The organism is Pseudodesulfovibrio cashew (assembly GCF_009762795.1).
Lineage (GTDB): Bacteria > Desulfobacterota > Desulfovibrionia > Desulfovibrionales > Desulfovibrionaceae > Pseudodesulfovibrio > Pseudodesulfovibrio cashew.
On sequence record NZ_CP046400.1, the window covers coordinates 379793 to 395568 of the forward strand.

Sequence of the window (15776 nt, forward strand, 5' to 3'; positions counted from 1 at the left end):
GGAGCGGCCCGAACCGGGACAAATTGAAGGAAGACCTCCCGGGAATCCGGGAAGCAATGGAGGCGGCTACACGCCCGCCCGATGGCTGATCTCGGCCAGATGGTTGATGCGCGCGGACTTGACCCGCTCGGAAAGACGCTCGATTCTCTCGATGTCGCCGATGAAAAAATCCACCAGGCTCTTGTCCAGCTTTCCCGCCTCGACCTCCATGCGCAGGATCTTGATCGCCTCGCTCCGCGTCGAAGCGGGCTTGTAGTGGCGTTCCTGGGTCACGGCGTCGTAGATATCGACAATGGACATGATCCGGCTCTGCAGCAAAATATCGTCGCCCGTGAGCTTGTCGGGGTAGCCCGAACCATCCAACCGCTCATGGTGCTGGCGGATTATCGTCAGCATGTTCTTGTACCCCTCCTGCATGGGGATATGCTGAAGAATGCGCTCGCTCTCGGCGGGATGGCGCTGGATTTCGCACCGCTCGTCCGGAGTCAGGTTGCCGTACTCAAGCGACAGGACCGCCAGTTCATCTTCATACAGCAGGGGATGCTGATCGCCTTTCACCCGCCAGGAGCGTTCGCTCAATTGCCGGACCGCTTCCAGGTCGGCGGCATCCGGACACATGGTCCTGTTCACGCGGCTGACCAGTTCGAAGGCTTCCGCCCAATCGAAATCATCCAGCTCCGCGAGCAACTGAAAACGGCCGCGAAGAACCTCCATGTGCCGCTCGGGCAGCCGAGTCTTCTTGGTCAGCACGTCTTCCTTGATGCCGATCTTGCCCACGTCGTGAAGGATGCCCGAGTAATATATTTCGCGCAGGTCCAAGTCGGAGAAGCGGACGTCGGGGCGCTCCGCGTCCTCGCTGAGCAGCAGACAGAAGGCCACGGCAAGGTGGGCCACCCGCTCGGAGTGGCCTGCGGTGAAGGGATCCCTGGAATCGATGGCTTCGGCCAGGGCCTGCAGGATGGCGTTCATCAGGGTCTGGATTCCCTCGAAGTTGAACGCGTTGGATACGGAAATACCCGCCACCGAGGCCAGGGTGATCAGGGATTGGCGATGGGCCGCCTCGAAAAGCCCCTTGTTCTCGGAGGCCATGACGAGCACGCCTTCGGTCCGGTTGGGCGAGGCGATGGGGATGAGCACCATGGAAGCCAGGCCGCCCACCTCGTTCTGCCACCGCTCCTCCCGGCTGAGGTCGTTTATGATCTCCCCCTTGCCCGTGTTGATCACGTCGAAAAACAACTCGCTCTCGGTCAGCGACTGAGGATCGAGCCCGAAGGGCAGGCCGAACTGGGCGGCCAGGTGGAAGCTTTTGCTGCCGGGCTCTGAGAGAAAGACCATTCCCAGTTCTCCGGGAAAGTTCTCCCGCCGGCATTCGTTGATCAGCGCTCCGATAACGTCGCGCATGCTGAGCGAGGTGTTGATGCTCAGCACCGAACGGTGGAGCAGGGCGAGTTCACGGTACTTGGACAGGGCCTCGTCCGCGATGGAACGTCTGGCCCGCTCCGTGTCTATCAATTCCTGAATGGATTGCGTAACAAAGACAAGTAGACGTTTGTAGCCCAGACACTCCTCCTGCAAAGTGCCCGTGGGAATGCGCATCCGAATCTCGCCGCCATGGATCATGTCGAACTGGAGAGGGACGCTGAGGACGTCGTCGCCGTCGAATCCGCCCAGGCCCTCGACGCCTTCGGTCAGGACCACTTCGCCCTCATAGACGATGGCAAAAGGACACTCTCCGCCAGTCAGGCCGAACGCCTTGCGCAGCAGGTTCCGGAGCACGCCGGGACGAATGAATTTCTTGAGCGGAGTCATGCCATCCAGCTAACGGCTATAGTTCAAGCAGATCCTTGGATACCTTGAGAATTTCATCAGGATCAAAAGGCTTGGTCATGTACATCTCGGCTCCCATTTCCAGACCCTGCTTGCGATCCACTTCCTGTCCCTTGGCGGTCAGCAGGATGATCTTGATGCCGCTGAGTTGCTCGTCCTCCATGACGATACGGCACACCTCATACCCGTTCATCTTGGGCATCATGATGTCCAGAAAAACCAAATCCGGCCGCTCGCTGCGAATAAACTCCAGCCCTTCCTCCCCGTCAGAGGCTGTGAAGAGTTCCACGTCAAATTCGTCTTCCAACTCTTCGAGCGTCTGCTCCAGAAGCATTTTGATGTGGACCTCGTCGTCCACAATGAGAATCTTCTTGGCCATTTGCAACTCCTTGAACCCAAAGGAACTCTCGGATTCCATTTCATGATTTGCCGCCGGGTTTCCCCCCCTGCCTGAGCTCACCATAGGGCATCTGTCAATCTCGAACAACCCGATTATATTTTTATTATTCCGGTAACAACAATACCTCGAGCAGGTTGAGTACGCCCTCGCCGGCGCCTCTGGAGGGCCATTTCCCCGCGCCCGGCATCCTGCGCCGGTTGCAGTGGTACGCGGTACTATGTTTTCCGGAAAGGAGGTTGTCAAGAGGTGCGGGGCATGAACGCATGCAGCTTGCGAACCGTGCGCAGGTGCAGTATTTCCAATTGAAGAGCCTGGGCCGTACGCCAGGCCGGGAAACCAACCCCCTACCGCCGACAGGAAGAAGCAATGCAGATATCCGTAACCACTCCGGCCCTCCTCTTTCCGGCCATTTCCCTGTTTATGCTCGCCTTCACCAACCGTTTCCTCTCCCTCGGGGCGCGCATCCGCAACCTGCACGCCACCTACCGTCAGAGTCCTGAGGAATCGGTGCGCAAGCAGATAGAAAACCTGCGGATACGCATACACATGATCCGGCGCATGCAGGGCTTCGGAGTCATGTCCATGCTCAGTTGCATCTTCGCCATGATCTGCCTTTTTCAGGAGTGGAACCTGCCCGGCCAGTTTCTTTTCGGGGCCAGCCTGCTCTTCCTGGTCATTTCCCTGGGCATTTCCTTCATGGAAATACGCATCTCGTCGCAGGCGCTGGACATTCTGCTGGAAGACATGGAACGGGGAACGGCGGAAGGCGGAAAGGACGGAACTCAGAGATAGAGATGCGCCACGCTCCTCCCGGAGCCGGGAGTGGCGATAAAATGCTCGTATTCGCTGGCCGCTTCGGCCATGGAGCGGGTCACGTGGCGCACGAGGTCCGACCGGGAAACCCGCCTGCTCCAGAATTCGACCACGGCCTTTTCCGCATGGCAGCGCAACGTCAGGACCATGGTGGTCCTCTCCTCTATTTCAATGGGGGAGAACTTGTCGGGAAGGACGAGATTGATGTCCATTTTGTGAAACAGATTCCCGTAGCGGCGCGCCAGGTTGTTGATCTTGGTGATCTCCCTGCCTGTCAGATGCAGGTCCCGGGCCTTGATCGTCCCCGATACCTGGACGGAATTCAGCAGCGCGTCATCGTACCGATGACCGGTGCCTCTCAGCAGGTCCGTCTGGAAGAACACCACGGCGCCCACAGCTGCCAGCAGGATCAGGCTGAGAGCAACACCCAACGCCACGTTGGGCTCTTTTCTTTTTGCCGGTTTGGCCATGCATCCTCCGGGAGCACACTGAAAGTTTGCCCCGACCATACACATCCAAAAGAAAAATGAACAGCCCCGGAACGAAAATCGGGACTTTTCCACGCCGACCCTGAGGTCGAACGGGAAAAAGTCCAGCGACGGCTCCGTTGGCCCGGCATGAGCGGCAGAACAGGAGAAAAGCCCTGCCCCGTCATCCGGTCGGCGTTTTAAATGTACAGGCTCCGAAAATTTTTCTTCACGTCCGGGTATTTCAGGAACCGCTCGTATTCGATGGCCGCCTTGTCCATGTACAGGGCCACCTGCGAAACCAACTCTGCACGAGACACCTTTCGGCCCCAGGAGCGGACCTCGCAATCCCCACCGGTTTCCAGGATCATGGCCATGACCAGCACGGTCTTGTCCGTCATCCTGGAATCTCCCGAATAGTCGAGGAACAAAGCCACCTTAGTGAACATGGTCTTGTGGCTCTCAACAGCCCGGTTGAGCCGCCCCACCTCTTCTCCGGTCAATCCCAGGTCCTCGACCCGGACCGTCCCCTTGACGGCGACCATACCCGAAAGCCCGCTGGCGGGCGCGATGGCCGATCTCCCCCCTCCGAATTCAAAAAACAACATCCCGGACAGGCAGAGAAAAAATATAACCGAAGCGGACGCCTTCCACTGTCTCCACAATCCCCTCCTTCGAAATGCCACTTCCCCCTCGCTTTGCCATGAGTCCTACCACCGAAACGCCGGCACCACCGCCGTCATGCTCCCGTACTGTTGCCAACAGCAACCGTTGCTCCAGTTTGGGAAACAGACATTATCCCGTTGAATTATACGGTTTGCAGCCCTGTTTGGTCACAACCTCTGAAGAAAAAACCGCATAAGGAGACCATCGCGACGGAGGGCGACGATAACTCCCGTTTTTTCAAGATCAAATGGCTGTTTACTCCCAAGCAATCTATTGTGTGTTTTTTCCCGATGGGATAACAGTGTCACGTGATGGCAAAATCCAACATGCCCGAATACCGCATATCGGTGGACCTTCTCCGCCCCGGTGTTTTCATCCGGCTGGAACGAACCAGCTGGTTTGATCACCCGTTCCTGTTCAGCAAATTCAAGATCAAGGACGAGGAACAGATCGCCCTGCTTCGCGAACTCGGCATCGTCTCCGTCATCTGCATTCCATCCCGAAGCGACGTCCCGCCGCTCAAGCCAGCCGAGCGCAAGGCCGCCCCTCCCAAGCCGGAAAAGCGCCTCAAGCAGGAGGTCATCGACCACCTCTGGGAGGTCAAGAAGGAACGCACCCGGAGGCTCAGGGAGAAGAAAGAGCGCATCGCCCGGTGCGAAGAGAAGTTCACCTCGTGCATCCGGGATTTCGACAACATTCTGAAAGGAGTGTTGGGCGGCAACGCCGGAGCCGTGGAGGAATCCATCGCCTTTGTGGACAGGCTCAGCGACAATTTCCTGGATGACCGCGAGTCCACTCTGCATCTCATGAATGTGGTGGACCAGGGCGAGGCGGCATACTCCCACCCCATGAACGTGGCCCTGCTGTCCATGATGGTCGGCAAGGAGGCCAAACTTTCCAGGGAGGCGATGGTTTCCCTGGGACTGGGTGCGCTGTTCCATGACATCGGCAAGGAACGCATCCCCAAAAAGCTGTTGAAGAAACGGGGACAGTTGACCAAGCCCGAGCAGGAAATCCTGAACCGGCATGCCGCAGAGGGTGCGGCCCTGATCGCCAAGGTGGAGGAATTCTCCGAGGATGTTGCCCGAATCGTGGCCCAGCACCATGAACGGGCGGACGGCTCAGGCTTTCCCCTCGGCCTCGGGAACGGCCGGATAGACAAGCTGGCGTCCATCGTGGCCATCGCCGACACCTACGACAACCACACCAACTCGATGGACCCGAACGCCTCCCTCACCCCGTACCTGGCCCTCTCCTACATGTTCGGCCAGCAGAAGCAGCTTTTCGATGTGGAGATGCTCGCCCTGTTCATCCGATGCCTGGGCGTCTACCCGCCGGGCACGGTGGTGGAGCTGAGCAACGGCTCTGTCGGCATGGTCATGTCGGTCAACCCCAAGAACCAACTCAACCCCAGCGTGGTGCTCTACGACGAGGAGGTCCCCAAGAAGGAGGCCCTGATCGTGGACCTGGCCGAAGAGCCGGAACTGCGGGTGGAAAAATCCATCCGACTCGGGCACCTGCCCCAGGCCGTGCTGGACTACCTCTCACCCAGGACCAAGATCACCTATTTCGTCGACCCCAACGGCGGCTAGGGCAATCCCGAGTCCGGTGCAGCCCCCGGAACATCCTCCCCTTCTCCCCCACCCGAAAATAACGCTTGTGCCCCCCCTCATAATTATGTATGAACTTCATCCCCGGTCGGTGCCAGCCGGTTTTCCAGGAGCGTCCCCCCGTTACAAACCTCCCGGCAAACAAAAGCCCGATCGCGAATCATATAGCTTATACACAAGGGAGTTGACATGCGCACTTTATGCGCGTAGAAGCCCCTCTCTTAGTTTGCGCAAGGAGCATTTATTATGAAGACATATAGCCCGAAGCCGGAAGACGCGAACCGCGAATGGTTCATCGTCGACGCAACCGATAAGATCCTGGGCCGTCTCGCCACCGAGATCACCAATCGCCTGCGTGGCAAGCACAAGCCGGAGTTCGCCCCCCACATGGATATGGGCGACTTCGTCATCGTCATCAACGCCGAGAAGATTGCGGTCACCGGCCAGAAGATGGACAGGAAGATGTACTACCGTCACTCCGGCCATCCCGGCGGTCTGAAGGAAAAGACCCTGCGCGAGATGCTGGACATCAAGCCCGAGAACGTCATCACCGCCGCCGTCAAAGGCATGCTGCCCAAGAACAAACTGGCCGCCAAGCAGCTCAAGAAGCTGAAGGTCTACGCCGGTAGCGAGCATCCGCACGCCGCCCAGGCTCCCAAAACTCTGGAATTTTAATCGGGGATTATCATGAGCGATTTCACTTACGCCACTGGCAAACGTAAAAATGCGATCTCCCGTACCCGCCTGTACGCCGGTACCGGCCAGATCACCGTCAACGGCCGTCCCTTCGAGGACTACTTCCCCCGCAAGACCCTGCAGATGGTCGTGCAGCAGCCCCTGAAGCTGGTCAAGATGCTCGAGAAGTTCGACATCAAGGCCAACTGCTCCGGCGGCGGCGTTTCCGGTCAGGCCGAGGCTCTGCGCCACGGCATCTCCCGCGCCCTGTGCGAGATCGACCCCGAACTCCGCGCCGTGCTCAAGCCCGCCGGTCTGCTGACTCGCGACGCTCGTAAGAAAGAGCGTAAAAAGTACGGCCTCCGCGGCGCCCGCGCCTCCTTCCAGTACTCCAAGCGTTAAGCCGGACACCTGGAACACAGATCATCAAGGACCGGTATCCTCACGGATGCCGGTCTTTTTGCGTGGGCAATCTCAACCCGACGCTCAAAGGCGCGAGCCGGACTGGGGGAAGGACCACATCGTCCTTTCCCGCCAACGAACTCTGCCCCAACCCGCTACTGACAGGAGCGGAAGCCACCCTGAGAGCTCCGGCAATAAACGCCCCTGAGCTGCCCCGTGTTCCGGGCATACTGCCAGTACTTCATCATGACACCATCCTGATATATCTCCCTGCGGAGCAACTGGCCGTTTTCGCTGAACGCTCTTCGCTCGCCGTGCTCCTTGCCCCTGAAGTATTCGGCGACGGATATGCGGTACACCCCGCCGGACTTCGACAGTTCGAAACGCTCCTGGGTCCCATGCTGCTTTCCGTCAACGTACCTCAGCAGGCGGCTTTGATAATGCTGTCCGGAACCGTCGACACGAAAGTCCTCCCTTGTCCCGTTCATTTTGCCGTCTGCAAACTGGATTCGTTCCGAAAGATAGACCCTGCCGTTTTTAACGCGGTAGACTTCCCTGACGCCGTCTAGCTTGCCCATCGAATAGGCGGCCTTATTGGCCAAGTAATAGATGCCGTCCCTCTCCGTGAAACGGTACTCCACTCCATGCTTTTTCCCCTCGACAGTGGGAACCTGATGGCTGAGCCTGCCGTCATCCCAAAAGCTGCAATAGACATATGTCTCGTCCTTGGGGTTATTGTTGGTGTCAAGCCTGAGACTCCCTAAACCCTTATCTGGACAGATCATTTTGCCAACATAGACGACCTCGCCCTGACCTGCCGAATGATTACCGACTTCGGCGGCCTGTGCTCTCTCCCCGAGAAGATTGACACCCTTCTTTTCATTCAGGCTGCCCCTGCCGCTGGCAGCGGCCGAGCCCTCAAGCACAGGCACCTCGCCCAGCATCATCGGCAGGTTGACCGTCGCCGGATCAACCCCGAACTTCTGGATGAAGAAACTGTTGGGAACACCGTGAAGGCCGGTTTTGAAATCCCTGATCAGGACCTCCGCCCCCATTGGTTTGCCGTCCTTGGGATTACGGTTATTTTTGGTCTCGGCTATCCATCGCAGCAACCCCTCGCACTGCATATTAAGCGACCGATACTGCTGCACATACTGCTGATTCTGCCCTGCATAGTTCAACTGCCGCTGCAGGGTTACCCCCAGAATGCTGGCGAACATTCTGGGATCGCTGTTCACCAGTTTGTCCACGGTGATGTGGAATCGGCTGGCATACATCTCGTTGGTCTGCCGAAGCAGGATCTTCATCTCCCTGGACAGGTTTGGCTGTGCTTTCTTCTGCTTCGCTTGTGAGGCAGAAGGCAGGCATATCATCACCGCCAGCAAAATTGCCGCCAGCAGTCTGTTGGCCGTGGCAAATGCAGTCATTCTTTCCTCCCGTAATTCTCTTTCAACCCCATCCCCATAAGCGGAACAGCGGCATGAGTGCGCAAAAACGGGTCGTGACGTACCACACGTTCACCTCCCGCCACCCCTCCGTTTACAGTTCGCTGTAGGCATGGCGGACCAAAAAACGGAAAAGGGCAGTTTTCGCGTAATTCCCACACAAAAAATTTGCAAAGTTCATTCCTGACTACGCTATCATGCATCGCATAATCAAACGACAGTGGCAAACTAGCAACAGAACAACCTCCCTCCTTCTGCTCCGAGAACAAAATTGCGGGGGAGCGAATAGTTCCTTGCCCAATGAGGAAAATATCCCGTATACATCCGTCATGCCATCAAAGAAGAAGCCCCAACCCAGGATGCTGTTCGCCACGGCGGACGGCGAGATATTCGACCACCCAGACCTGCTGCTCATGTGCCGCAGGGGCGAGGAGTTCGGCCTGCCCAGGCCCGACGAGATCATCCCCCTGCCCCCGGAGTCGGAGTTTTTCATGCTCCCGGGCCGTCACGCCATGGGCTACAACGCGGAAGAGGGCCAGGCCGAGGTGATGGAGGAGCTGGCCGTGGCGGCCTTTGTCTGTCCGGGCCACACCCTGACCGGCGTCTCCGCCTACGAATCGGACGACAACGCCCCGATACTGCCGCTCCTCTCCTACGCGGCTATCGGCTACGCCAACGGCAAGTTCTGGGTCTGCGCCAAGAAGGTCGACGACGACAAGCGCCAGATATTCAGCCACATCCCGCCGGACCGCATCGAGGCGGGCGCGCATCAGTTGATCAATGAATTGTCCGGCAACCGCCTGGTCAACCACCTGGCAGGTTGCGCCCTGACCAGCGGGTGCCCGGCGGCCAAAAATCTCTCACTGGGACGATTCGAATGCCCTCTGCCAACAGCCCGCACCTGCAATGCCAACTGCGTGGGCTGCATCTCCTATCAGCCCGAAAACTCGGAATTTCCCTCTCCCCAGTGCCGCATCTCGTTCACGCCTACGGCGGACGAGATCGTTCAGATCATGCGACGCCACGAGTCTCGCGAACGCCGTCCCATCTTTTCCTTCGGGCAGGGATGCGAGGGTGAACCGCTCATGGAGGCCGAGCTGATCTGCGAGGCGGTCAAGCAGTATCGCTCCGGCGGCGGCACCGGCACGGTCAACGTCAATACCAACGGTTCCCGGCCCCAGGCCATGCCCGCCCTCAAGGTAGCCGGAGTCAATTCCATCCGCGTCTCGCTCAATTCCGCCCGCAAGGGGCCCTACGAGGCCTATTACCGGCCCAAGGGGTACACCTTTGAAGACGTGCGCGATGCCGTCTGCAAGGCTCACGACGTGGGGTTATTCGTCTCCCTGAACCTGCTCTACTTCCCTGGCATCACCGACACCGAGGAGGAGTTCGACGCCCTTGTGGAACTCGGCGAGGCCTGCCGGTTCGACTTCATCCAGTTGCGCAACCTGAACCTCGATCCAGAGCTCTACCTCGACCTCATGCGCCCCTTCGGCCACTCGCCGTGCATGGGCTTCGTGAACTTCAAGAAGCGGCTCAAGAAGGCCCTGCCCTGGATCGACTACGGCTATTTCAACCCCTTCCTGGGCTGAACCCCGACGCTACCGGAGTCACCATGAGCGAAGACAGGATCGACACGGCGGAACAGGTGAGCCCCGACGCTGGCGAAGTCTCCATGAAAAAAGACTGGATCGACAAGGCTGAACAATGGTCGAAGATCATTTCGGCCATCGTCATACCCATCTTATTAATTTTCATTACGCGAGGCATCGAATCCGTTAAGGATGGGATTGAACAGGCAAAAATATTCGAAAGCCTTATCGACGATCTTGCAACAGACGGCAACCAGATACGAAAAGACATCGCCCTGATCACGCTGGACGAAATATCCAATGAGGAGCGCAGCAGTTTGGTGGTCAGGATCGCCGAAGAAATATATAACTCGACGGATTTCAAGGATCAGAAGTACCTTCCTGTAGCATTGGATATCATTAAAAAAAGGGATTCTGAACGCTACAAGAAAATCCTCGCAGCCAAGGAAGCGGCTGATAAAGAAAGACCGGATAGCTTCGAAAACAATTCGGTCTACCTTCAGTACTCTGACGATTTCGGGCAATATGCGAAAACGGCTGAAGAGTTGATCTCGCAATACAAGAAAGAAAATATCACGACCGACAATCCTGAAAAGCTGGAAATGTCCTTCCCGTCAAATGTCAGATATTTTCATGAAAAAGATAAAAAGGCGGCGGAACGAATCGCAGGACTGACCAACCAGTTTCTTGCCTCAAAAAATATTCCGCTGACCCTGCCGGTTCTCGATCTGTCAAAACACCAAGGGCTGAGCGCACGAGAGAAGTTGATCGAAGTATGGATATCCTTTCCCCATACCTCCGAGCAATAATCGCCGTCCAGAGGCAGCCAGACAGAGTGGCGGGGAAATGGTGCATAGCAAGACGGGTCAGAAAGTCCTCCTTTCTTCCCAGCCGATAAAGAAAGGCGGCTAGGCGGTTGACACACCCCTGCCGCATCATTCAAATAGAGTGTTCCCGGGTGGTGGGCGATGGTCCATCCCCCCGCTTTTTTTTGCGGCCTGCATCCGTGGGCCGATGGCCATCAACCGCAGGCCGCCGCGTCCCTTGCTGAAGCGGGGCGGCCTCACCCCATACGGAGGAGAGGATGTTGAAATTTCGCACGTTGGCGGTCCTGGCGCTGAGCCTTGCACTGCTCCTGATCCAGGGCTGCGCTTCCGAACCGCAGAAGGAAGAAAAAAAGGAAGAAGCCCCGGCCAAGGCAGAAATGAAGACGGAAGAGGCCAAGCCCCTGACCGTCGGCCTGATCCTGGTCGGCCCATACAATGACAAGGGCTACAGCCAGGCTCAATACGAAGGCGGCAAGTATGTCGAGGCAAAGATGGGCGCCAAGCTCGTCTACCTGGACAAGGTCAACCCCGCCGACCGCCCCGGCCTGACCATCCCGCAGGTTGTCGACGACCTGATCGAAAAGGGCGCTGACCTGATCATCGCCGGCTCCGACGACATGAAGGACGGCATCCTCGAAGCCGCCGCCATGCACCCGGACAAGGCCTTCGTCCATGTTTCCGGCGACGCCGCCTGGACCGGCAAGGCCCCGGCCAACCTCGGCAACCTCTTCGGCCGCATGGTCTACTCCAAGATGATGGCCGGTTTCACCGCAGGCATGACCACCCAGACCGGCAAGATCGGCGTGGTTGGACCGCTGGTCAACGAAGAAACCCGTCGACTCATCGCCTCGGCCTACCTCGGCGCGCGCTACGCCTGGACCGAGGTGCGCGGCAAGGACGCCAAGGACCTGACCTTCGACGTCAAGTGGATCGGCTTCTGGTTCAACATCCCCGGCGTCACTTCCGACCCCACCCAGGTGGCCGGCTCTCTGTATGACGCAGGTTGCGATGTGCTCATCTCCGGCATCGACACCCCCGAGGTGCTGACCGTGGCCAAGCAGCGCCGCGACGCGGGCAAGAACGTCTGGGCCATGCCTTACGACTATGAAAAGGCCTGCGAGGGCCAGGGCGACATCTGCCTCGGCGTGCCCTACTTCAACTGGGGCCCCGGTTTCCTGCGCGTGGCGCAGCAGGTCCAGGCCGGCAACTACAAGCCCGGCTTCGAGTGGGACGCCCCTTACTGGGCCAACATCAACGATGCGGACAAGTCGCCCGTCGGCTTCATGCCCGGCGAAGGCATGAGCGCCGAGACCAAGACGGCCCTGGACGCTTTCACCGCCAAGCTCGGCAACGGCGAGCTTGACCTGTTCACCGGCCCGCTCAACTACCAGGACGGCACCCCGTTCCTGAAGGACGGCGAGACCGCCACCGACAAGCAGATCTGGTACCTGCCCCAGCTGCTGGAAGGCATGAAGGGACTGTCCTCTTCCAAATAGCGAATGATCGTCCTCGACAACATACATAAACACTACGGCCGGGTTCGGGCCAACGACGGCATCAGCCTGACTCTCGAACCCGGCCGTATCTATGCCCTCGTCGGCGAGAACGGCGCGGGCAAGTCCACGCTCATGCGCGTGCTGGCAGGGCATACCCGGCCCACGTCCGGCACGCTGACCATGAGCGGAGAGACGCTCTCCCACCTCACGCCGGCCCTGGCCCGCAAGTACGGGGTGGGAATGCTCTACCAGGACCCGCTGGACTTTCCGGCCATGCCCGTGTGGGAGAACTTCCAGCTCGGCGCGCCCAAGCGGAGCAAGCAGGAGGTCATCGACGTCATCGGCGAGCTATCCTTCCGCCTGGACGCCTGCTTCCTGCCCGACGAGCCGGTCTCGTCCCTTACCGTGGGCGAACGCCAGCTCCTGGAGCTGCTCCGCCTGCTGGACCTTGGGGCCACGACCCTGATTCTGGACGAGCCCACCACAGGCATCACCCCGGAGCAGAAGCAGGACCTCTTCAACCTGCTGACCAAGCTGGCCCGTGAGGACAACCACACCATCATCCTGGTCACCCACAAGCTCTCCGAGGCGTACGAGATGGCGGACGCCATCTTCATCATGCGCCAGGGCAGGCTGGTCTCCACCCTGACCCCGCCCTACGATGAGAAGGAGCTGGTCACCCTCATGTTCGGCGAACAGGCCGATGGCGAGGCGGACGAACTGCCGTCGCTCGATGCCGGGGCGCCGCCACGGCTGACCATGACCGACACGCTCTTCGCCGGGCCGAAATATTCCATGGGTCCCATGCACTTCACGGCGCAGCCGGGCGAGTGCGTCGGACTGGCCGGACTGGACGGCTCGGGCCAGGAACTCTTCCTGCGCGGACTGTGCGGACTGGACCGCATGCCCGGCGGCACCATCGCCCTGGACGATTCCGTATTCCGCGCCAACGACTTTCCGGCCCTGCGCAGGGCGGGCGTTCAGTTCGTTCCCGCCGACCGGCTGGAGATGGCCCTGTTCCCGGCCCTGAACCTGATGGAGCACATCACCCTGGCCTTCCCGGACAAGCACGATGGCCTCCGGGAGTTCTATGACTCCCAGTGCGTGGACTGCTTCAACCTGCGCGCCCACCCGGACACCCAGGCCAAGGAGCTCTCGGGCGGCAACCAGCAGCGTCTGCTGCTCTCGCTCATGCCGGATGAGGCGAAGCTGCTGCTTATGGAACATCCCACTCGCGGCCTGGACGCGGGCTCGGCCCGCCAGGTCTGGAACCACCTCATGGGGCGGTGCCGGGACGGCGCGACCCTGATATTTTTCTCCCCCGACCTGGACGAAGTGCTGGAGCACGCCCACCGGGTCATCGTCTTCTATGACCGGGCCATCGCCGGGATCGTGGACCGCGAGCACGCCACCATGGACGTGGTCGGCGCGCTCATGGCGGGCAAACCGTATGCGGAAGTCATGGAGGGAGCGGCATGAACCGGGACTCCCTGCTGACCCAACTCGGCTGGCTCGGGGCGGCCCTGGCCCTGGCCCTGGTGCTGACCGTGCTGGTCACCCTGCCGTCGGGCGCACCACCGCTAAAGACCATCTACGTGCTCTTTAACGGCGGGGTGGGCTCCCTGTCCAAGCTGGGCCGCGTGCTGGCGGGCTGGGTTCCGCTGACACTGTGCGCCGTTGGCCTGCTGGTGCCGTTCACCGCCCGGCTGTGGAATATCGGCGTGGAGGGTCAGGTGATCATGGGCGCCATTTTCTGCACCGCCGCACTTCGGCCCTTTGACGGGGGCGGCGCATTGGAGATCGCGCTGGCCATGGGCGCGGCCATGCTCGGCGGAGCGCTCTGGGCGCTGCTGGCGGGCGTATTGCGCGTCTTCGGACGGGTACATGAAATCTTTTCCGGCCTGGGGCTCAACTTCGTGGCCCTTGGCGTGACCCTGTGGCTCATCTTCGGCCCGTGGAAACGGCCCGGCGTGGCCTCCATGTCCGGCACCGAGCCACTGGACGTCTCCCTCTGGCTGCCCCGGCTGGGCACGCTCTCGGTCTCCTGGGTCGGGCTGGCCCTGGCCGTCGCCGCCATAGTAGCCATCGCCGTGCTGCTCAACCGCTCCGGCTGGGGGCTCAAGCTGCGCGCCGTGGGTGAAAACCCCAAGGCCGCCACCCTGTTCGCGTTGGGACCGCGCCGCCGCCTGCTCCAGTCCTTCGCCATTTGTGGCGCGCTGGCAGGGCTGGCCGGAGCCACCCAGGTCCTGGGCGTCTACCACCGCCTGCTGCCCGCCATCTCCTCCAACTACGGCTACACCGCCTTGCTGGTGGGCATGATGGCGTCCTTCCGGCTCTCCCTGGTGCCGTTCATCTGCCTCTTTTTCGCCGTACTCAATGTGGGCTCCATCCAGTTGCCGCTGCAACTGGGGCTGGACTCCTCCCTCTCGGGCGTGATCCAGGGCATCATGGTCCTCTCCCTGTTCATCATTCAGGGATTGCGGCTGTGGCTCAAGCGCAGGCAGGAGGCAGACTGATGACGCGCCTTCACTCTTTTCAGCACAGCGGACGGAGGTCGGCATAATGGAAACCTTCGGCCTGACCATCGCCGCGATTCTTCTTGCCGGGGCGCCCCTCGTCCTGGCCACCCTGGGCGAGACGCTCACCGAAAAGGCGGGCATCATCAACCTCTCCCTGGACGGTTCCATCCTGCTCTCGGCCATGGCCGCGTTCGCCGTCTCCGCCACCTTCGACAACCCGTGGCTCGGCGTACTCGGCGGCATGGCCGTGGGCGCGGCCATAGCTGGCGTGCTCGGTCTCATCGGCATCTATCTGGGCCAGTCTCAGCTCGCCGTGGGCTTCATCCTGACCCTGCTCTCGCGCGATCTTGCCTATTTCCTGGGGCACTCCTTTTCCCGCCAGCCCGGACCGGACCTCGGCCTGTGGAGCATCCCCGGCATCGGCGACGTGCCGCTTCTGGGCCCGATATTCGCTTCCCAGTCGCCCGTGGTCTACCTCGGCCTGGCAGCCATCTTCGGCTGCTGGTGGTGGATGTATCGCACTGAGGGCGGCATGCGTCTGCGTGCCGTGGGCGAGTCCCCGCGCGCGGCCTTCGGGCGAGGCATCCGGGTTCGGCTGGTCCGCCTCTACTACTGCCTGGCGGGCGGCGCTCTGGTGGGCATGGCCGGCGCGGCATACTCACTGGCCGTCAAGCCCGGCTGGGGCAGGCCCCAGGGCTGCGAAGGCGCGGGCTGGATCGCCCTGGCCATCGTCATCTTCGGCGGCTGGCACCCGGTGCGCACGGCCCTCGGCGCGTTCTTCTTCGCCGGGCTCCAGGTATCGGGTATCTATCTCCAAGAGGTCTTCCCCTCCATCCCCGCCCCGGTCTTCCAGGTGGCCCCGTTCCCCATGATGATCCTCACCCTGCTGGCCGTGAACATGGGCCGCATGGGCTGGGTCCAGGACATCATTCGCCGCCACCCCTTCCTGGCCAGATTCTCGGGCGCGTGGTCCATCAACGCCCCCGCTGCACTCGGCCAGGACTTCGATCCGAAGAAAGGACTGTAAACAGCCTTCG

15 protein-coding genes are annotated in these 15776 nt (G+C 60.3%); 10 read left to right on the top strand and 5 right to left on the bottom strand.

Going from position 1 to position 15776, the window contains the following annotated elements:
- Positions 1–66 precede the first annotated feature (66 nt).
- A complete protein-coding gene (locus tag GM415_RS01700; RefSeq protein WP_158946114.1) occupies positions 67–1809 on the bottom strand; it encodes an HD-GYP domain-containing protein in 1743 nt (580 codons plus the stop codon).
- 16 nt (positions 1810–1825) lie between these two features.
- Positions 1826–2206, bottom strand: coding sequence for a response regulator transcription factor (locus GM415_RS01705; protein WP_158946115.1), 381 nt, complete (start codon positions 2204–2206; stop codon positions 1826–1828).
- Positions 2207–2593: 387 nt separating this feature from the next.
- Here GM415_RS01705 and GM415_RS01710 point away from each other — a divergent pair, with 387 nt between their 5' ends.
- Positions 2594–3019: a DUF2721 domain-containing protein gene (locus GM415_RS01710; RefSeq protein ID WP_158946116.1), complete on the top strand. Its 426-nt coding sequence runs from the start codon at positions 2594–2596 to the stop codon at positions 3017–3019.
- Here the strand turns inward: GM415_RS01710 and GM415_RS01715 are convergent.
- Together GM415_RS01715 and GM415_RS01720 are read right to left on the bottom strand one after the other, a co-directional pair.
- Positions 3010–3510 (bottom strand): hypothetical protein, encoded by a 501-nt coding sequence (locus tag GM415_RS01715; RefSeq protein WP_158946117.1) that lies wholly within the window; start codon positions 3508–3510, stop codon positions 3010–3012. The two genes, GM415_RS01710 and GM415_RS01715, sit on opposite strands and share 10 nt — an antisense overlap.
- A gap of 197 nt (positions 3511–3707) precedes the next feature.
- Positions 3708–4052, bottom strand: coding sequence for a hypothetical protein (locus GM415_RS01720; protein WP_242012313.1), 345 nt, complete (start codon positions 4050–4052; stop codon positions 3708–3710).
- Between the two features lie 432 nt (positions 4053–4484).
- Here GM415_RS01720 and GM415_RS01725 point away from each other — a divergent pair, with 432 nt between their 5' ends.
- The 3 genes from GM415_RS01725 to rpsI all read left to right on the top strand — a co-directional run bounded on the left by GM415_RS01725 (position 4485) and on the right by rpsI (position 6860).
- Positions 4485–5765, top strand: coding sequence for a cyclic di-GMP phosphodiesterase (locus GM415_RS01725; RefSeq protein WP_242012314.1), 1281 nt, complete (start codon positions 4485–4487; stop codon positions 5763–5765).
- A gap of 264 nt (positions 5766–6029) precedes the next feature.
- Complete coding sequence (gene rplM, locus GM415_RS01730) at positions 6030–6458, top strand: 50S ribosomal protein L13 (protein ID WP_158946119.1); 429 nt, start codon at positions 6030–6032, stop codon at positions 6456–6458.
- A 12-nt stretch (positions 6459–6470) separates the two neighbouring features.
- Positions 6471–6860, top strand: a complete 390-nt coding sequence (gene rpsI / locus GM415_RS01735) for a 30S ribosomal protein S9 (RefSeq protein WP_158946120.1) — start codon at positions 6471–6473, stop codon at positions 6858–6860.
- Between the two features lie 155 nt (positions 6861–7015).
- Here the strand turns inward: rpsI and GM415_RS01740 are convergent, their stop codons facing one another.
- Positions 7016–8287 carry a toxin-antitoxin system YwqK family antitoxin gene (locus tag GM415_RS01740; protein ID WP_158946121.1) on the bottom strand — a complete coding sequence of 424 codons (1272 nt, stop codon included), beginning with the start codon at positions 8285–8287 and terminating at the stop codon, positions 7016–7018.
- A 347-nt stretch (positions 8288–8634) separates the two neighbouring features.
- Here GM415_RS01740 and GM415_RS01745 point away from each other — a divergent pair, with 347 nt between their 5' ends.
- From GM415_RS01745 to GM415_RS01770, 6 genes are all read left to right on the top strand, one after another.
- A complete protein-coding gene (locus tag GM415_RS01745) occupies positions 8635–9897 on the top strand; it encodes a radical SAM family protein (protein ID WP_158946122.1) in 1263 nt (420 codons plus the stop codon).
- Positions 9898–9920: 23 nt separating this feature from the next.
- Positions 9921–10706, top strand: a complete 786-nt coding sequence (locus tag GM415_RS01750) for a hypothetical protein (protein WP_158946123.1) — start codon at positions 9921–9923, stop codon at positions 10704–10706.
- A gap of 395 nt (positions 10707–11101) precedes the next feature.
- Positions 11102–12220, top strand: coding sequence for a BMP family lipoprotein (locus GM415_RS01755; RefSeq protein WP_158950703.1), 1119 nt, complete (start codon positions 11102–11104; stop codon positions 12218–12220).
- Between the two features lie 3 nt (positions 12221–12223).
- Positions 12224–13699, top strand: a complete 1476-nt coding sequence (locus GM415_RS01760) for an ATP-binding cassette domain-containing protein (protein ID WP_158946124.1) — start codon at positions 12224–12226, stop codon at positions 13697–13699.
- Complete coding sequence (locus GM415_RS01765) at positions 13696–14736, top strand: ABC transporter permease (RefSeq protein ID WP_158946125.1); 1041 nt, start codon at positions 13696–13698, stop codon at positions 14734–14736. The genes GM415_RS01760 and GM415_RS01765 overlap by 4 nt, the downstream gene beginning before the upstream one ends.
- A 46-nt stretch (positions 14737–14782) precedes the next feature.
- A complete protein-coding gene (locus GM415_RS01770) occupies positions 14783–15766 on the top strand; it encodes an ABC transporter permease (protein ID WP_158946126.1) in 984 nt (327 codons plus the stop codon).
- Positions 15767–15776 lie beyond the last annotated feature (10 nt).